11 protein-coding genes are annotated in these 18158 nt (G+C 44.4%); all 11 read right to left on the reverse strand.

Annotated features, from left to right (window positions below; translation table 11 throughout):
* Positions 1-39: 39 nt before the first annotated feature.
* The gene (locus BSZ04_RS02485; protein WP_088879410.1) at positions 40-279 is read right to left on the reverse strand and encodes a DUF6434 domain-containing protein; all 240 of its coding nucleotides are present in this window, start codon (positions 277-279) and stop codon (positions 40-42) included.
* 2 nt (positions 280-281) lie between these two features.
* Entirely contained in the window at positions 282-659 is a 378-nt protein-coding gene (locus BSZ04_RS02490; RefSeq protein ID WP_088879411.1) for an energy transducer TonB, read from the reverse strand.
* Positions 660-756: 97 nt separating this feature from the next.
* The gene (locus BSZ04_RS02495) at positions 757-1173 is read right to left on the reverse strand and encodes an ASCH domain-containing protein (protein WP_088879412.1); all 417 of its coding nucleotides are present in this window, start codon (positions 1171-1173) and stop codon (positions 757-759) included.
* A gap of 73 nt (positions 1174-1246) precedes the next feature.
* Positions 1247-1459 carry a S26 family signal peptidase gene (locus tag BSZ04_RS25430; RefSeq protein ID WP_088879413.1) on the reverse strand — a complete coding sequence of 71 codons (213 nt, stop codon included), beginning with the start codon at positions 1457-1459 and terminating at the stop codon, positions 1247-1249.
* Between the two features lie 234 nt (positions 1460-1693).
* On the reverse strand, positions 1694-8341 hold the full coding sequence (locus tag BSZ04_RS02505; RefSeq protein WP_161493752.1) for an alpha-amylase: 6648 nt from the start codon (positions 8339-8341) through the stop codon (positions 1694-1696).
* Positions 8342-8734: 393 nt separating this feature from the next.
* Positions 8735-9766, reverse strand: a complete 1032-nt coding sequence (gene tdh / locus BSZ04_RS02510; protein ID WP_088879415.1) for an L-threonine 3-dehydrogenase — start codon at positions 9764-9766, stop codon at positions 8735-8737.
* Positions 9767-9906: 140 nt separating this feature from the next.
* Positions 9907-11100 (reverse strand): glycine C-acetyltransferase, encoded by a 1194-nt coding sequence (locus BSZ04_RS02515; protein WP_088879416.1) that lies wholly within the window; start codon positions 11098-11100, stop codon positions 9907-9909.
* A 213-nt stretch (positions 11101-11313) separates the two neighbouring features.
* Positions 11314-13635 carry a putative bifunctional diguanylate cyclase/phosphodiesterase gene (locus BSZ04_RS02520; RefSeq protein WP_088879417.1) on the reverse strand — a complete coding sequence of 774 codons (2322 nt, stop codon included), beginning with the start codon at positions 13633-13635 and terminating at the stop codon, positions 11314-11316.
* The gene (locus tag BSZ04_RS02525) at positions 13632-14564 is read right to left on the reverse strand and encodes a transporter substrate-binding domain-containing protein (protein ID WP_088879418.1); all 933 of its coding nucleotides are present in this window, start codon (positions 14562-14564) and stop codon (positions 13632-13634) included. Before BSZ04_RS02525 ends, BSZ04_RS02520 begins: the two co-directional genes overlap by 4 nt.
* A gap of 61 nt (positions 14565-14625) precedes the next feature.
* A complete protein-coding gene (locus BSZ04_RS02530; RefSeq protein ID WP_088879419.1) occupies positions 14626-16026 on the reverse strand; it encodes an aminotransferase class V-fold PLP-dependent enzyme in 1401 nt (466 codons plus the stop codon).
* 532 nt (positions 16027-16558) lie between these two features.
* Positions 16559-18136, reverse strand: a complete 1578-nt coding sequence (locus BSZ04_RS02535) for a sensor histidine kinase (protein ID WP_088879420.1) — start codon at positions 18134-18136, stop codon at positions 16559-16561.
* Between the last annotated feature and the right edge of the window lie 22 nt (positions 18137-18158).

Below are 18158 nucleotides of genomic sequence, written 5' to 3' on the forward strand. Positions count from 1 at the left end.
TTAGCTTCTTGATTTCCAATCACATGACCTAATAAGCTTCTATTTTAAGTGTTGGCGAACCTTCCATTCTCTACAAGCTTCTCTCATCGTTAAGCCTATTGCACCTTTCATCCATTCCATGAAGCCGCGATCGAACTTAAAGTCATGTCCAAGCTTAGCTCTAAAATAGGCACGAACGTTTTGTGTATTTTTATAGCTTGCCGTGATAATAGTATCATCGTTAATAGTATTCTTGTGCCAATCTACCTTATTGACATTTGAGTTTTTATTTTCTTTCACTCTTACTGATCCAAGAACTTAAACTCACTCGTCACATAAACGGGTATTTTAGCTGAATTTGATTTAGATGGGAGATAATTAATTCTGCTCAACGCTTCTAAAGCAATTAGCTCCCATTCTCCTTTCGGAGAAGACTCCACAATCGTAGGGTTAAATATTTCCCCATTAGAATCGACTAAATAATTTATCAAAACATAGCCACTAGTCTTTGGTAGCTTCGCACGAGATGTGAATTTAAACTTACCCGAATCTTGAACCCAATATTTGTCTAAATCTTGAGATTCAACTTCAATAGGGGACTGTGTCAAGTGTACTTTGGGAGATGAAGAACACCCAATCAAAGTGATCAGACTTAGCAATAAAGCTTTCAAAATATTCATAGACATTCCTTATCAAATAGCATCCAACATTTAAGATATAGTTTGTTTATTTTAGAAAATACAAGCGCAGTAAAGTACCACGTGTTTCAAATCAAAACTAAACCAACTTGTGCTCTTTTACTTCCTGCTTAACTGCAACTACTTCTTCATTTGTTAGGTTGTAGAACTTCCTTTTCGCTGTTGCACTAACGGGGTTATCTAGTTTCCTGATATTAACCAGCTCCCAAGCAAACCACCCTTCTTCAAAATCTGACTCATCGCAACCGGAATGTCGACAATCTTCTTTTTCCCAAGGGGCACAAGAGACAATATCAATGATAGCAATAACTCGACCATCAAAATCTTCGTCCCCATCTTTTGTTAAGCGCTTTGTATTTTGGACTAACGCAACATTTACCATTGGAAGTTGTTCGGGCTCCCAAGATCGAATTTCGAGTAATTTTATCTCATCGGCGATCATGCTACCCCATGGTTCTACAACGGATAGAGCTTTCAAACGGTCCTCCATGGCCATATTATTTCACCTAATTATAGGAACTACTTTTAATGAAACCCCTACGTTTGGAAGTTCTATTTTTACCACAAACTTATTCGACGGCTATCGCAAACCGCTCGGAGGAACGTTCACTTGCAATTGAAAATGCGACGTAGGTAACTTTCCCAATGATGCTGTTACGTTCCCCCCAATAACGTGAATCAACACTATTGTTTCGGTGATCTCCGAGTACAAAATATTTGCTTCCAGTCACAGTAAAACTACCGTTAAAATTTGGTAAGTGACCATTACTACTATACTTAATTCAGTGAGTGTTACTATCCAGCTGCTCTATTTCTATTTCATTTGATGAATCAAGCAAGGCCTGAGTAGGGTGTAGTTTCTTACTATTCAGAAATATCCCACAGCCAGAAAGTCCCATTTCATCCCCCGCTATACCTATCATTCGATTTATACATAAAAGGCCTGCTAATCAATAATATTAGCAGGCCGATTTCAGTTTATGGCGGGTTAAATGCCTCTATAATTGTACTATCGGTTATTTCCTTACCCACACCGAGACATTTCCTGGCTTAGTTTTAAATGGGGCCCACCCATGTTCGTTGACGCATACTTCATCTGACACATCATAACGACCCAAGGCATCAACATAACATTTACCAACATGAGCTGAGCCTATTTCCATCCACTTGGTGGTTTCTTCGCTATTGTCACTCATCACTACAGCTACCCCCTCTGGGTGTTCGCTGTCGCCCTCGCGAGTCCAACCAATCACATCCCAATGGTCGAGATAATTACGCTGAGTACCGTATGCGTATTTCTTTCTGACTTCCAATAACTTGTCCAACACCTCTTTCTGTGAGCTGATCGTTATGTCGTGATAATTATTGTCTTTACCTTTATCCCGATAGCTTGCGCCATAGTAATCGGCATAGAAGATATTTGGGTACCCTTCTTCACGAAGCAGAATAAATGCGTAGCCAAGCGGTTTAAACCAGTCCATAACTGGTGACTCCAGAGCTTGCAGTGGTTGAGTATCGTGATTTTCAACCAGCGTTACCGCATGAGTCGGATTTGATGCCATCAAGGTATTATTCATCAAGTTACGCATGTCATAGCCACCATTACCTTTTGAGGCGCTGTGGAAATTGTAGTGTAACGGAGCATCAAATAACGACATCCGATATCCCGTTCGCTTCAAATAATCTTGTAGCTTACTGACACTTGGGTCCCAGTACTCTCCAACCGTAAACAGCCCTTTATCACTTTTACTTCGAACTGAATCCAGCCAGTCACTAAAAAAGTCCTGCTTGATATGCTTAATTGCATCCAGACGGAAACCATCCAAGTTAGCAAATGCTACATACCATGCGCCCCATCTCTTCAGCTCCGCAACTACATCCGGATGATCCATATCCAAATCCGCTCCCATCAGGTAGTCATAGTTACCAAACTCGCTACTGACCTGACTATCCCAAGCTTTACCTACACCACGAAACTTAAAGATCCTCTTTTCACCGTCATTTTGGTCCCAATCGACGCCATCGAAGTGATACCAACTCCATTTAAAATCAGAGTAGATACCGCTTCTCGCAGGGAACTCAAACTTGGTCCAAGCTGCGATGGTTTTATCCCCTTCTTCTAGGTTACGGTTGTCCCAGCTAACCCGAACAGCATCGACTTCTTCAGTTCCCTCAGCCCCCATCTTGTGGTTCAGAACAACATCAGCATAAATTTTAATCCCGGCATCATGCGCACTACTTATTGCAGCAAGGTATTGATCCTTATCACCATAACGGGTGCGGGTTGTTTCCTGCTGGTTAAACTCACCTAGGTCGTACAAATCATAAGTCGAATAACCAACGCCCAAGGTCCCATCATCACGCTTCATAGCTTTATAGGCTGGTGGCAGCCACAACGCGGTAATACCATTATTAGCAAGGGTTGACGCTTCATCAGCCACTTTAATCCAAAGGTTATCGGCCTCACTGTTATACCAGTGGAAGTACTGCATCATTACGCCATTGATATCCGCGGCTTCCACCAACTTCACCAAAAGAGTTTTATTGGCCGCATCCAACTCAAACAAATACTGTCCAGGTGTGACCACTCGAACCAAGATCTGATTGTCATTTGACGCATCTTCCAGTGTGATTCCTCCATCAACTGAAGACAGCTCTCCAATGCCCAGCTTAACGGTATTCCAATCATTGGAAGCAAGCTTAAAGTGATATTCTCCCTCTACTAAACGCACCTGAGTCTGGTATTTGTCGTCACCAACGTAGCTCATCCGGCTGCCACTATCCCAATCGGTCAAAGTACCACGCAGGTAGATAGCTTCATCGCCATATGACGGCGTTGAGATAATGACAGCATCTTGTGGTGCAACGATGTTCAGCTTTGCATTGCCTATATCACTGAGATCAAGGATAAAGCGATATGTCCCCTTAGTAACGATGGAAACACTCAGGTTGCCATTGCTCTCTTTGTTCCAGGCATATCCCCCTCCAGCAAGACTCAGATTAAAGCTGTTATATTGAGGATGCGGAGCATCCCACTCACTCGCTGCAATTTTAAACTGGTAATTGCTATCAGCTCCCAGTTTAACTTCAGTTTCATAGCGCCCCTGACCTTGGTACTCCATCTCTAGCGAGGTATCCCATCCACTAAACTCTCCTCGTAGATAGATAGCTTCGTCCAGCGGGCCAACATCCATTCCCTGCCCCTGCTCTGCCTCCTGTGGCTTAACAAACACGGCTACTGTCAGGCCGGGAATCACAAGTTCTCCGTTTTCTACACGGGCAGCAATAATTCGTTCATCGTTACCAGCCTTCAACACCGGATGGAGTTCAAAGCCGTCAGCTCCTTGAATAGCGACTCTCTGCTCCCAAATACTAGAGTTTATAGCCACAAGCAAAGCCTGATTGTTTGGGTCCAAATCTTCACCAACACTAATGCCATCGTCCACACTCATCACAATGGTACCTGGCCTGCCTTTGTCTCCTGTGGCGTGGAATCGGACCCGTTTAAGGATCTGATCTACCTCACCCAAGCGAAGCAGTTCACTTTCAGAACGGATACTCAACATCTCTTTGAAACGAGCATCCGCCCAATTGATTTCGAAAGAAGTTACCTGGTTATTCGGATTAGCAACGATAGCCTTGATCCAGTCCCAGTTTTTGCCGTCTTTATCCTCACGCGGAAGACCAACATTCCAGTTGTTTGACTGTTTACTGAAGTCAACCCGGTTATACCAGTCTCCAGAGTCGTAGCTGTCACGCTCCATGGACTTAGAACGCAGTAACTCGGTTCCCATATGTAGAAACGGCACCCCCTGTCCCAACATCACAGGAGCAAGGCCTAAGATCTGCATACGTGCTCGATCCATTGGAGAGACTTCTCCTTTGGCTTTGTACTGATTAATATCCCACAGAGTCTGATTATCGTGCTTGGAAACATAGTTCACTGCTTCCTGCGGATCTGCTGCATAACCTGCTCCATGACCTCCAAAATTGTAGTCACGCCCCAAAACAACCGCACCACTAGCGGTCGGGACCGGATATTCCTGCAGATTACCAACCATCCCTAGGCGGATCAGATCCATTTTTCCACCCATAGTGTCAAATCGATCTCCAGCATTGGCGAAGCCAGGAACGTCGTTCATTGGATCGTTATGATCACCTCGCACTGCATCACGCATCCGGTCGTTATAGGTACCGATACCTGTACCAGCCATATTCCACTGGCTAGAGTTAATGCCGCGAGCATTCTTGTACACCTCACCAAAGTCCCAGCCTTCACCGTAAATCCAAGTGTCGGCATCGACAGCTCTAACCTCTTCATATGCCTTAACCATGCTTGATTTCATCAGGTGACCCATTAGATCGAACCGGAAACCATCAATCTTGTAGTTCTCAGCCCACATCACCAAGCTGTTCGCTACAAGCTTCTCAAACATGCGGTGCTCAGAAGCGGTGTTATCGCAACAGGTTGAACTCTCCACATAACCGTTATCTGGATTACGACGGTGGTAATAACCCGGTACCACTTTGTCCAGTACTGAGTTGTTGTACAAGCCAGAGGCACTGGTGTGGTTGAACACCACATCCTGCACCACACGAAACCCCATTCCGTGTAGAGCTTTTACCATAGAACGGTACTCTTTAATGCGGCTAACTCCGTCACTTTGGGAGGCATAACTGCCTTCCGGTGCATTGTAATGATACGGATCATAGCCCCAGTTAAATCCATCACGCACACGGATGTCTGCCATCACTTCCTGAGCTTTAGCAGTGGATGGATCCAGACCTGTCAAGATATCGGAGATCGTACCTGTCTTAGCGATATCGCATAGGGGAGCACTTGGCGCGATACCCGTGTCAGCATTACATAACTTGCTAGCATCGTCGGTGATATCAACACGACGCTCTGCCTCTTCTGGAATAGTGGCAATATCGTAACTTGGCAGCAGGTGAATGGTGTTCAGGCCCGCATCACGAAGCGATTGCAGCTGTTTTACACTGTCACGTTCTGCTTCCGTAAAGGCCAGATAGCCACCATTGTAGTCCGCCGTACCAGCAGTATCTGATCCGCTGAAGTCACGAATATGTAACTCATAGATAATGTTATCTTCTGGCTTATTCAGCGGAGTAATAGACTGACTATCCCAGCCCTCGGGTTTACTCGCATCACTATTTAAATCAACCAACTGGCTATAGCGACTAGCGGTACTTAGTGACACAGAGTAAGGGTCAGTCGTCATCATCCATTCAATACGATCGGTTGCAGGATGGTAAGCCTTCACACGGTAACGATAGAAGCTATTTTCTAATGACGCATCACCAGTATAGGACCAGATACCGCTAACAGGATCTTCTGTCATCGCAACTGGAGCATTATCCATCGGACGTTTATTTCCATCGTACAGGTAGAGCTCAACCTCCTGCGCCGTTGGCGCCCACAAACGGAACTGGGCCAGACCATCTTCTAACCATGCACCCTGATTCGCCTCATCAGCATCGGCATCGCCTTCAGTATATAGGCTATCCAACAAGAACGGTGTCTGCACTTTGGTCACTGCTACTGCTTCACCACTATCGCTCACAGCTACCGCATAAACGCGCTGCTTCAAAAGACCTTTCACTACCTCAGCGGTTAAGCCTGTGCTGTATTCATCGCGGCCAGTCAGATGCGGTACACGTCCATCATCCACTTTTTTGCTATAACTCAATGCATAAGCGGTAAACTGCGACTTATCGGTGAACTCCAATGCACCATCGGCATTGCTTACCCAAAGTTCATTTTTAACTGCTCCATCGGCACCGTTGTAGACAAACTGATCTAGGCTCAGCCAGTGAGCAGAGGCGCCATCAACAGCTAAGCTAACCGATGCGGAAATCGCTCCTGTTGAGCCTTCCCCCTGCGGAGTTGCGTCCAAAGAATCCGGTGTCCCATCACCATCGTCATCACTGGAAGCAAAGTCACCCCAACCGTCCTTGTTACTATCTTTGGTTTCAAAACGATCAAGTGGGAAAGCATCCTGGCTATCAATAACACCATCACCGTCGCTGTCAGTGTCAGTGTCAGTGTCAGTGTCAGTGTCAGTGTCAGTAGCAGATTTATCCTTATCTAAAGGAAACGCGTCATTTACGTCCAGAACTCCATCACCATCATCATCAGTATCAGCATTATTTCCAACGCCATCACCGTCCGTATCTAGGCTTTCCGCATTATCGTCGGGAAACACATCCTGCTCGTTATCAACACCATCACCGTCACGATCAGTGTCTTCGCTATCAACAATAAAGTCACCGTCCAAGTCGGCTGGCTTCTTGTTAGCATCAAGAGAATTCGTGTTCAGGCGAACTTCATCCACATCGCTCCAACCGTCGTTATCATCATCACGGTCGGTATTGTTGCCAATGCCATCACCATCTGTATCCAAGCTTTCTAGCTTATTGTTCGGGAAAGCATCATGGACATTATCTGTGCCATCTCCATCACGGTCAGAATCTTCGCTGTCGGCAATATGATCCCCATCCAGATCAGCAGGCTTCTTATTTGCGTCAAGAGAATTCGTGTTCAGACGCACTTCATCCGTATCACTCCAGCCGTCGTTATCATCATCACTATCGGCATTATTACCGGTACCGTCGCCATCCGTATCTACACTCTCCGTACTATTGTCTGGAAATGCATCCTGCGAGTTCTCTACACCATCACCATCACGATCAGAGTCTTCGCTGTCGGTAATATGGTCGCCATCTAAATCGGCAGGCACCTCATCAGCATTGAGAGGGTCTGTGTTTAGACGCTGTTCATCCGCATCGCTCCAACCATCATTATCGTCATCATCATCGGCATTATTACCAATGCCATCGCTGTCAGTATCTAGGCTTTCAAACTGGTTATCAGGAAAAGCATCCTGCTCATCCTCAACGCCATCCCCATCCTTGTCAAAAATTAACTTCGCCTGACCGTCTATTTCAGTCAAAACGACTTTATCGAGAGTAGGCTCCTGACCACTAGATTCCTGTTGGCGTACTTCGTCTCCTAGCAGCTCCGCGCCTTGAACCAGAACTTCTAACGCTTCAAAGTTATCTATATCTTCCACTTGCTGTGGTAATAACAGGACTAATGCTCTGGCGCTATCTGCCAAGAGCTCGTTTCCATCTGCCAAATAATCACTGGTGAGGTTACTTTCTGGTTGTGCAAGTAACTGATTTACTTCTTCTATGGCTTCTTCTTTATTTTTGCCTTCGGTCATCTTAAGAGCTACTAATGTTGTAACTGGAGTTACAACACTTGAGCCTGGCGGAGCCGTCATCAGATAACCATCGCTTAAAGGAACTCCTGGGTTATCCTCATCTACCGTCCGACCTGCTATAGCGCGAGCCATCACCGGGTAGCTAGTTATATCACCACCTACCCCAGATACATCCAGTATGGCAAGGCCGCCTTCCCCTGATGTTGAAGATGGTTCATCTGGTTCTCTTTGATAATTTCCATTAAGGTCCAGCCAGACTTGGGCATCACGCAAATAACCATCAATCGCTTTGATCTCTAGTGATTCTGACGATGGGGATTCTTTGTCTTGATGAATCTGGCTGCTTCCCTCCCAGCAACCAGACAATAAAGTAACCAGCGGCATGGTAGCCAATGCCAGCTTGGTGAGTTTAAATGTCATGTTCTTCCCCCCCCCGACATTCTTCCCCATGAAATATTTGGGATAAATCTCTCAAAATTAAAAAAAACGCCGGGGGATGATAACTTAGCCAATAGAGTACATTTTGAGACCAATACGGCAAAAGAGTCTGCACAAAACGTGCGTAACGCACACATTCACAAAACCAATAACATTACCAAAATAAATAGATTGAGCACTTTCGTTACAAAAATAGCTAATAGCGGTAAAAAGACGAATCAGAAACAGTACGGAAGGTGCTAAAGTAGTTCGTGAAGCTAATAAAATTTATCGATAAAAAAACTCCGAAAAACGTTTGGTTTTTCGGAGTTTGTAGTTGTATTAGACTGTTGAAAGTAAAACTGGATTAAACAGGATTAGTTTTACCCGCTTTATCTACTCCCAATCAAGAATAACCTTGCCTGACATACCGCTGCGCATTACGTCGAAGCCTTCTTGGAAGTCATCAATCTTGTAGTGGTGCGTGATGATTGGCGATAGATCCAGACCAGATTGGATTAGTGAAGCCATCTTGTACCAAGTTTCGAACATTTCGCGACCGTAGATACCTTTGATCACCAAGCCCTTGAAGATAACTTGGTTCCAGTCGATACCCATGTCTGATGGTGGAATGCCTAACAGTGCGATACGACCACCGTGGTTCATTGTGGTTAGCATCGAGTTGAATGCTGCTGGGTTACCAGACATTTCTAGACCTACGTCGAAACCTTCTGTCATGCCTAGCTCAGACATTACGTCTTCCAATTTCTCTTCAGCAACGTTTACTGCACGTGTTACGCCCATCTTACGAGCAAGCTCTAGGCGGTATTCGTTTACGTCTGTGATAACAACATGGCGAGCACCAACGTGTTTCGCTACCGCAGCTGCCATGATGCCGATTGGGCCAGCACCAGTGATCAGCACGTCTTCGCCGACTAGGTCGAAAGAAAGCGCTGTGTGTACTGCGTTACCAAACGGGTCAAAGATAGACGCTAGATCGTCAGAGATACCTTCAGGAATCTTGAACGCGTTGAAAGCTGGAATCACTAGGTATTCTGCAAATGCACCTTCACGGTTTACGCCTACACCGATAGTATTGCGGCACAGGTGAGTACGGCCACCACGACAGTTACGACAGTGACCACACGTGATGTGACCTTCGCCAGATACGCGGTCACCGATTTCAAAGCCACGAACTTCCTGACCAATTTCAACCACTTCACCCACGTACTCGTGACCCACAACCATAGGTACTGGAATTGTCTTTTGTGACCATTCATCCCAGTTGTAGATGTGTACGTCTGTACCACAGATAGCGGTTTTCTTAATTTTGATCAGAATGTCGTTATGACCCACTTCTGGTTTCTCAACCTCAGTCATCCAGATGCCTTGTTCAGGCTTTAGCTTTGATAATGCTTTAATTTTCATAGTATTCACCAAATATTGCCCCGCTCTATGCGTGACAAAAAATTCTTTCATCTACTCTGTTTAAAGAAGAAATAAAGGCTTTACCCATGAGCCGACTCAGAAGAGTTGGGAAAGCCTTTGTTATCTTTTAGTCTCTTAACTTAGATGATGCCCATGTCTTTACCAACTTCGATAAACGCATCGATTGCACGGTCTAGTTGCTCACGAGAATGCGCCGCAGACATTTGAGTACGGATACGCGCTTGACCTTTTGGTACTACAGGGAATGAGAAGCCGATTACGTAGATGCCTTTCTCTAAAGCACGCTCTGCAAATTCTGCTGCTACTTTTGCGTCGCCAAGCATGATTGGAATGATTGCGTGGTCAGCACCACCCATTGTGAAACCTGCACCTTCCATACGAGTGCGGAAGTGTGCTGCGTTTTCCCATAGACGGTCACGTAGGTCGCCGCTCTCTTCTAGCAGGTCTAGAACGCGGATAGAAGCGTTTACGATTGCTGGTGCAACAGAGTTAGAGAATAGGTATGGACGAGAACGTTGACGTAACCAGTCAATCACTTCCGCTTTACCAGATGTGTAACCGCCTGAAGCGCCACCCATTGCTTTACCTAGCGTACCAGTAATGATATCGATACGGTCAACCACGTTGTGGTGCTCGTGTGTACCTGCACCTGTTTTACCCATGAAGCCAACAGCGTGAGAATCATCAACCATCGTCAATGCACCGTACTTCTCTGCTAGGTCACAGATCGCTGGAAGGTTTGCCACTACGCCGTCCATTGAGAACACGCCATCAGTTACGATAAGAATATGGCGAGCGCCTGCTTCTTTCGCAGCGATCAGCTGCTGCTCTAGCTCTTCCATGTTGTTGTTTGAGTAACGAAAACGCATCGCTTTACATAGACGAACACCGTCGATGATTGACGCGTGGTTTAGTGCGTCAGAGATGATTGCGTCTTCTTTGCCTAGGATAGTTTCAAATAGACCCGCGTTTGCGTCGAAACATGAGGTGTAAAGAATCGTGTCTTCTTTACCTAGGAACTTAGAAAGCTTCTGCTCAAGCTCTTTATGGATGTCTTGAGTACCACAGATGAAACGTACTGAAGCCATACCAAAACCGTGCTCATCCATGCCTGCTTTACCCGCTTCAATAAGCGCAGGGTGGTTAGCAAGACCAAGATAGTTGTTCGCACAGAAGTTTAGTACTTCTTCACCAGTAGAGATTTTAACAGCCGCTTGCTGTTGAGACGTAATGATACGCTCTGCTTTGTAAAGACCTTCCGCCTTCACTTCTTCAATTTGCTGTTCAATCTGTTGGTAAAATGCAGAAGACATGCGCAATTCCTTCCTATTTATTTTTGTCGAGTTTTTACTCGATCAGAATTAGGTTGAGCCTTTATGTGACGGGGGTCACAGGCGATTACTTCTCAATTAAGTGTAGTGTAATTCAAGGAAGGAAAAACGATTATCCCTCAAGGTGGAAAAGCATTAATGAATTCTAGGCACGAATCCAATTAATGCTTTTCTATGAGGCTGTAATGAAAGGAGTTATTGCCAAGTCGGCTTAGCTAAAAGTGCCTCAAAGTCCTTAGCAGGTAATGGTCGGCTATAGTGGAAACCTTGCCCGAACTCACAGTTTAGATTTTTCAAGTAATCGACATGACGCTGTTCTTCAATCCCTTCAGCGACGATCTTAAGGTTTAGCGCTTTCGCCATCGCAATAATTACATTCACCAGCTCACGATCCGATTCATTCTCAAACATGTTCTGTAGGAAACTACGATCAATCTTGAGGCGATCAAATGGGAACTTTTGTAAGTAACTCAATGCCGAATAACCGGTACCAAAGTCATCAATCGTTAATCTCGCTCCCATCGCACGTAAATTATCGAACATGCCCATCAGTTCATTACTGTGATTGAATAGAAGGCTTTCCGTTACTTCAACATCTAACAATTCTGGCGGCAACCCCGACTCCTCAAGGTGAAGCTTGATTTGCTCAAAGAGGCGGTCACAATACCTAAACTGCACGCTAGAGAAGTTTACCGATATAAATAAAGGCGAGCCCACCTGCCACTTCGCAGCTTGGTGGCACGCTTGACGAATTGCAAAATCGCCTAGTTGATGAATCAACCCGTTCTTTTCGGCAATAGAGATAAACTCTTCTGGATTCACAAAGCCAAACTTGTCGTCATTCCAACGCATCAAGGCTTCAGCACCGACAATTACACCACTATCTAAGTCGATAATCGGTTGGTAATAAAGCTCCAATAAGTCCTGCGAAATCGCATTACGAAGGCGGTTTTCTAATTCTAGGAAGCGCTGTAGATCTTGGTTCATATTATGGTCATAGAAACAGAAAGCATTACGACCATCCTGCTTAACACGATACATCGCCATATCCGCACAAGCCAATAGTTGCTCTGCATTATCGCCATCTTCTGGGAACACTGACATCCCTACACTCGCCGAGAGGAAGAATTCATGGTTCTGCCATACAAACGGCTCGTTAAACACTGACAGAACAGTTGTCGCAAAGCGCTTCGCGCTGTCCGCATTGTGTAAGTCAGGAATCACTAACAAAAACTCATCGCCACCAATGCGCGCGAGTAAGTCAGTCTTTCGAACCACGTGATGCAGCCTTTCTGCTGCCAGTTTTAGAACTTCATCACCGACGAAATGCCCCATGGAATCATTGATTTGCTTGAAGTGGTCAAGGTCGATAAACATCACCAACACATTCGAGCCAATACGCTCGGCACGTGAAAGCTCTAAGTCGAGACGTTCAGAGCCATAGACCCGGTTTGGTAAGCCAGTGAGAGCGTCGTGTTTTGCTTGGTAGGCCAGTTCCATCTCTGACGATTTACGACGTTCAATTTCACTGGTTAATCGCTCGTTTTGCTGAGACAGGAAGTCTTTGCGTTTCTTCTCTTCTTCCAGTTTGATCTTCAGTTCAACACGGGTGTTATTTAAGGCAAAGGCATACAGCAATCCAATCACTATCAGAATGGCAAGAATACTCAATCCCGTAATAAACACGCGCGAAGTATAGATATCGCGCTCACTTAACGATTCAAACCACGCCATCAGTTTGAAGTGATGATGCTCAATGGGTACTTCAAAGTAGATCTTGTGCTGTAACTCTTGAGCAAGCTCTTCTGGGTTGGTGATGTTTTCTTGTTCCAACTTGCGACCGATGGAGTCCCAAACTTCCATTTCTACATCATTGATTTTTAAAACCATGCGGCTATAACTGCCTTCATGCTCCTGATTCGTCAACTGGGAAATTACAATTTCTTTATTGATGTCTGCGATCAAATAACCAACAGGTTTACCGGAAAACATCACTTGCTTAACTACTTGGATAAGGACTTTGCCACCCTCTCGTATCGCTCTTACCTCTTCAGGATGGTCGTTAAACAATCGAGACGTATCTATACGGTGACCCGTTTTTACGCCTGTAGTCACGATAGTTGAACCATCCAGCCCTACTAACGTCAGCTTTTGATAGATGATTTGGTTGTTGACGGTTTTCGCTTCTAATTTTTCTTGCAACTTACGCTTCAGGTTAATCAAACTGGCACCCAAGCCATATTCCATAGACATCCCTGAAGCTAGGTTAGCAAAAAAGGTCTGCACCGTTTTGTCAGTGGACAAATGGTCGACATCTTCACTGGCTATTGTAAATAAATTATCAAGGGTGCCCGCATAGCTCTTTACTTTTAGGTCAAGTTCACGGTGTTGAGAATCTTTTAATTTGTTTTGGCCTAAACTCGTCACAGTAATAATCATCGCCAAATACAGCGAAACCAAAATAGCACTGACGGTGATGATCTTCTGGCTTGATATTTTCTTTACAGAGTTTCTCATATATCGTTCTTACTATCTTCTAAGAAGTAGTCATTATAAAAATAGTAAATGGATGGGTAGTATTTCTCGACCAACTTCTGGTACGTTCCATCCTTCTTAATTGACTGCAAATATTGATTAAATGCGGTTTTTAATTCAGGAGAGTCCTTACGGAAGGCAACCGCCATTTTTTGATTTTCGGACACAGGGCCAATCACTTTGATCTCGCCAGGCCATTTTTCTAATGCAATTAGTGTATCTGCAACATCAAGTAACGTACTTTCTGCATCATTCTTCATAATTGCTGGTACCATTTCATTTAACCTGCGCTGACCATCAGGCAAAATGACTTTCGCTCCAGTGTCGTACAAATTGTAAAGATTTGGATCTAGACATGAGTGTTCCATCGCTAAAACTTCACGACCTTTAATGAGTGATTTCACCATCGAGATATCGCTCTCAATAGAGCCTGTTGGTTTAATTGGAGTGAGCGTAGAATCCGTGCGAGCAACCAACCAAACCGCTGATGGGAAATAGTCATCTGAAAAATCAACAACATGAGTTCGCCAATCGAGAATGGTGACACCATTCGCAATCAGATCGCCCTCAATAGCCATCGTTTTACCAACCTGAAGCTGTGCGTCTTTGTACTCGACTTGTTGACCCGTCAACTTACCCACCACGTTGCTCCATTGAGCTGGCACGTATTCATATCTAACATCTAGTGATTGCGCGAATCCCTTAATAATATCGACGTCCAACCCTGTCAAAGTTTGCACTTCACCTTGGTCGATGTAGGAAACAAAATTCGCGTAAGGAACACCGATATGACGCAAAACACCGCTATCCTTGATGTCTTGAAGATCACCAGCAAACGCAGAAACAGAGAGCATTGATGTCGTACCAATAGCAATTGCTGTTATGGTCCGCTTGATTATTTTCACTGGCATGGTGAATTATCCCTCTCTTTAACAAAGCGCCCACACAAGGGCGCTTTGACGATAAACAACGTTAGAATGAGTAATAAAGGTCGGCAATCGCTTCAACCAAACCTTCTACGTCTCTCTCATCATGGAATAAATGAGTCGAGATACGTAACGCATGTGTCTCGTACGAATCGTCTTTGTACAACTTGAAGCTTGTTGTACGAATAATGTAGCCATAGTCTTCACGAAGACGATCACGAAATTGTGTCAGTCGCTCTTCATCTGTTACATCGATAAACGGGTTAAACGTAGTAAGACCACTGGTCAAACCCTCTACGTTAGGTGAATACATATGCGCATCCGGCAGGGCCTCATTAAGCAAGACCTTGCACATTTCACTTAATTCTAGGATACGTTCTTGAATACGGTCACGCCCGATCTCGTCCCACATCTTACAACTATCGGCAAGAGCTTGTTTTGCCGGATAGTTATCATTGCCAATGTACTGCATCTGCAATTGCTTACCTAGGTAATCGGCATGAGATAAAGATGAGTTAATCAACCACAATGGGTTTTCACGATCGCTCCAGTATTCATTCAAACGTTTACCGTTATCACGTACATATAAGATACCCGTAGCGCCCGGGCCACACTGCCACTTGTGGCCAGAGCCTGCATAGAAATCACAATCCATATCGTGAAAATCAAGATCGAACATGCCAACAGTGTGCGCACCGTCAACTAAGGTTGGAATTTTATGTTGTTTTGCCAAAGAGCAAATTGCTTTTGCAGGAAGTGTTGTACCTGTTTTGTAGGTGATATGAGAGAACACAATTAGGCGAACATTTTGGTGAGCTTGAATCGCATTACTGAACGCTTGAATGTAGTCTTCTTCTGTCACATTTTCTGTACCTGTGAAGACCGGAAGTTGAATCTCCAGCACGTCAACACCAAAACGATGTTTGGCCACGTTCATAGGCGAAGCCGCCGCAACGTGTTCGTGATGTGTAGTTAAGATCACATCACCTGGTTCAAAATGAAGGCCGTTGATAATCGAACATAAGCCATCCGTAGTATTGCGACTTAGGATGATTTCATCCGTATTCGCACCAAAGCCCGGTGCAACTTGCGCTACCATTTCAGACACATAAGGCCATGAACCAAATTTGTTTTTCATGTCCCACGGGTGTTTCGCAACCACCTTGTTGTTGTTCTCATATCCTTCAAGAACATGCCTTGGCATTGAGCCGGTAGTACCAACATTCATATAAGTCGTCCGCTTATCTAACACGAACTGCTTTTGAACTTTACGCCAGAAGCGTTTCTCATTTATTTTACCTAGCTTGCTCCAATCAATATTCTGTTCCTTTGCCTGAACAGCTCCAGAAAACGCCGAAGCACTGACGCCAGCCACAACTGCACCAGTTGCACCTTTTAAAAAATTGCGGCGGCTACGATTAGTCTTAGTAGATTCCTTGTCGCTCATCTTTTCGATCCTTGTCGGAAGTTTAGCCATATTATTAATTATGAATCCGTAACTAACTGTTACTTAAACATTATTAGCAAATAGATTCGCAGTTTAGATTTTTTGGCGACAATTAAGTGACTTTAGTTCCACTTTTTTAGTTATTTTGATGATATAAACAGCAGCTATTCCATTTGGAAATAAACAACTAAATGCGCATTAAAATATTCATCAAAGCACTTAGTATCAACATGGAGAAAAAATAAATTTATAACGAAAAAATGATTAAAGCTCGTAAATTGTAATATTAAGACCACAGTTTATAGAAATATGGTTAATATTATGTTCTAACACGTTAAATATGTAGCAGAAGATATCAATTCACTGAGGCTATCTTTCTTAACTAAAATAGAAGTCACAATAAATCATTTAACAAAAAATCTATTTCGGACTTCGCTCGAATCCTTGATATATGAATGGAAATGTATATATATATTAGAAATAAAGAAATGAAAGCACCTAGTAAGAAAATTAGGTGCGGTAAGTTCTGAGGCTACACTGCTCGAAGGGTAAATTTTTGTTGGTACTGAGATGGTGTGGTGCTGGTCTCTAGGTAGCTGTGATGCAGCATGAGTATCGACTGTACAATCTTCGTCCCTATCCCCAAAGAACCGCCCTGCGCTTCTTTCTGGATATGATTGACGAAGGTGAAGTGGATACGCGATTTATCCTCACTCAGATGCGCTTGGCAATAGACTTGATAACCTATTGGACTGTGACGCAGCGCATTTTCAAGCAAGTTAAACACCAACCGCTCTAAAAGACCTTTATCACCCACGGTTTGAATGTCGCTATCGACGTTTATTTTCAGCAGCACTTCTTTGCGAGCAAACTGGCTTTGCATCGTCTCGGCGCACTCTGCCATCAAGGCTCCAAGATCCACTGGTCGATATTCGTAATTCGGTATGGGCGCTTCTTTTCGAGCTACGTCCAACAAAGAGTGCAATTGTGTAGACAGCTTCTCACAATTTCGGAAAGCGACGTCAATCCAAGGATCAGAATCGGGGTGCTGCAGACGCCACGTTTCCAAATAACCAAGTACGCTCGATAATGGCGTTTTTAAATCATGACTAAGCTGCAATAAGCTTTGACGACGATGAGAAGATTGATACTCCAACTGCAAAAACTGTTGCTGGATATGCTTCGCCATCATCTGATAGGAATTGGCTATCGGTACTAATTCTGGAACTTGGCGGGTAAAATCGGGTTGCAGACGAAAATCATGTTCTGCTTGCTGTTGAAGCTGATTAGTCACACGCGTTTTTAAATCATGACTAAGCTGCAATAAGCTTTGACGACGATGAGAAGATTGATACTCCAACTGCAAAAACTGTTGCTGGATATGCTTCGCCATCATCTGATAGGAATTGGCTATCGGTACTAATTCTGGAACTTGGCGGGTAAAATCGGGTTGCAGACGAAAATCATGTTCTGCTTGCTGTTGAAGCTGATTAGTCACACGCTCAATCGGGTTCAATAAACTGCGTTTCACCAGCACATAAGCCCCTAATGCAAAGCCTAAAATAGACACTAAAACTAACCCAGCGAGCGCAATATAAGGTGTGTCTACTTGGGCGTTGGCAATCGCATCATGTCTGGTACTGCCAATCACTACATAGAGATAACCCACGGTTGAGCCGAGTTCTTCAATCGCTGCTACGGAAAACACTTTGTGCTCGCCACGATTACGAGGATCTTCGCCTAAGATTGGGAATGACTCGTCATTCAAGAATCGTTTAATTGGGGTAAGATCCACCTTACCCATGATCTCTGCACCTTCTGGTGCTGCATGGGTAGTGATGTTGCCTTGGCTATCAAGAAAGTAGATTTCAAAATCCGGACCAATCAACATAAGGGTATGAAAGATCGACTTAAGCGCTTTCGGGTTGTAATCCGTCCCTATCATTAACGGATTGTCATCACGCATGTGGCTTGCCAGCTCTTTGTGCAGACTCTGCTTAGTACTTAACTCGATATTTTCTTTCTGCCAGTTGTATGTCAGCGCAATTACGATCGCAGCTAAGCAAAACCATAGACTTGTGAACACCACTAAGCGAGATTTGAAGCTCATCCTATCGCCTCCTTAAACAGTC

Origin of the sequence: Vibrio rotiferianus, from assembly GCF_002214395.1 — a bacterium.
GTDB lineage: Bacteria > Pseudomonadota > Gammaproteobacteria > Enterobacterales > Vibrionaceae > Vibrio > Vibrio rotiferianus.

Excerpts from the sequence above, each read along its gene's own strand:
- BSZ04_RS02495 (WP_088879412.1), bottom strand. The coding sequence starts at position 1,173 with ATGGCCATGGAGGACCGTTTGAAAGCTCTATCCGTTGTAGAACCATGG.
- tdh (WP_088879415.1), bottom strand. The coding sequence starts at position 9,766 with ATGAAAATTAAAGCATTATCAAAGCTAAAGCCTGAACAAGGCATCTGG.
- BSZ04_RS02530 (WP_088879419.1), bottom strand. The coding sequence starts at position 16,026 with ATGAGCGACAAGGAATCTACTAAGACTAATCGTAGCCGCCGCAATTTT.
- BSZ04_RS02535 (WP_088879420.1), bottom strand. The coding sequence starts at position 18,136 with ATGAGCTTCAAATCTCGCTTAGTGGTGTTCACAAGTCTATGGTTTTGC.
- BSZ04_RS02525 (WP_088879418.1), bottom strand. The coding sequence starts at position 14,564 with ATGCCAGTGAAAATAATCAAGCGGACCATAACAGCAATTGCTATTGGT.
- BSZ04_RS02515 (WP_088879416.1), bottom strand. The coding sequence starts at position 11,100 with ATGTCTTCTGCATTTTACCAACAGATTGAACAGCAAATTGAAGAAGTG.
- BSZ04_RS02505 (WP_161493752.1), bottom strand. The coding sequence starts at position 8,341 with ATGACATTTAAACTCACCAAGCTGGCATTGGCTACCATGCCGCTGGTT.
- BSZ04_RS02490 (WP_088879411.1), bottom strand. The coding sequence starts at position 659 with ATGAATATTTTGAAAGCTTTATTGCTAAGTCTGATCACTTTGATTGGG.
- BSZ04_RS02520 (WP_088879417.1), bottom strand. The coding sequence starts at position 13,635 with ATGAGAAACTCTGTAAAGAAAATATCAAGCCAGAAGATCATCACCGTC.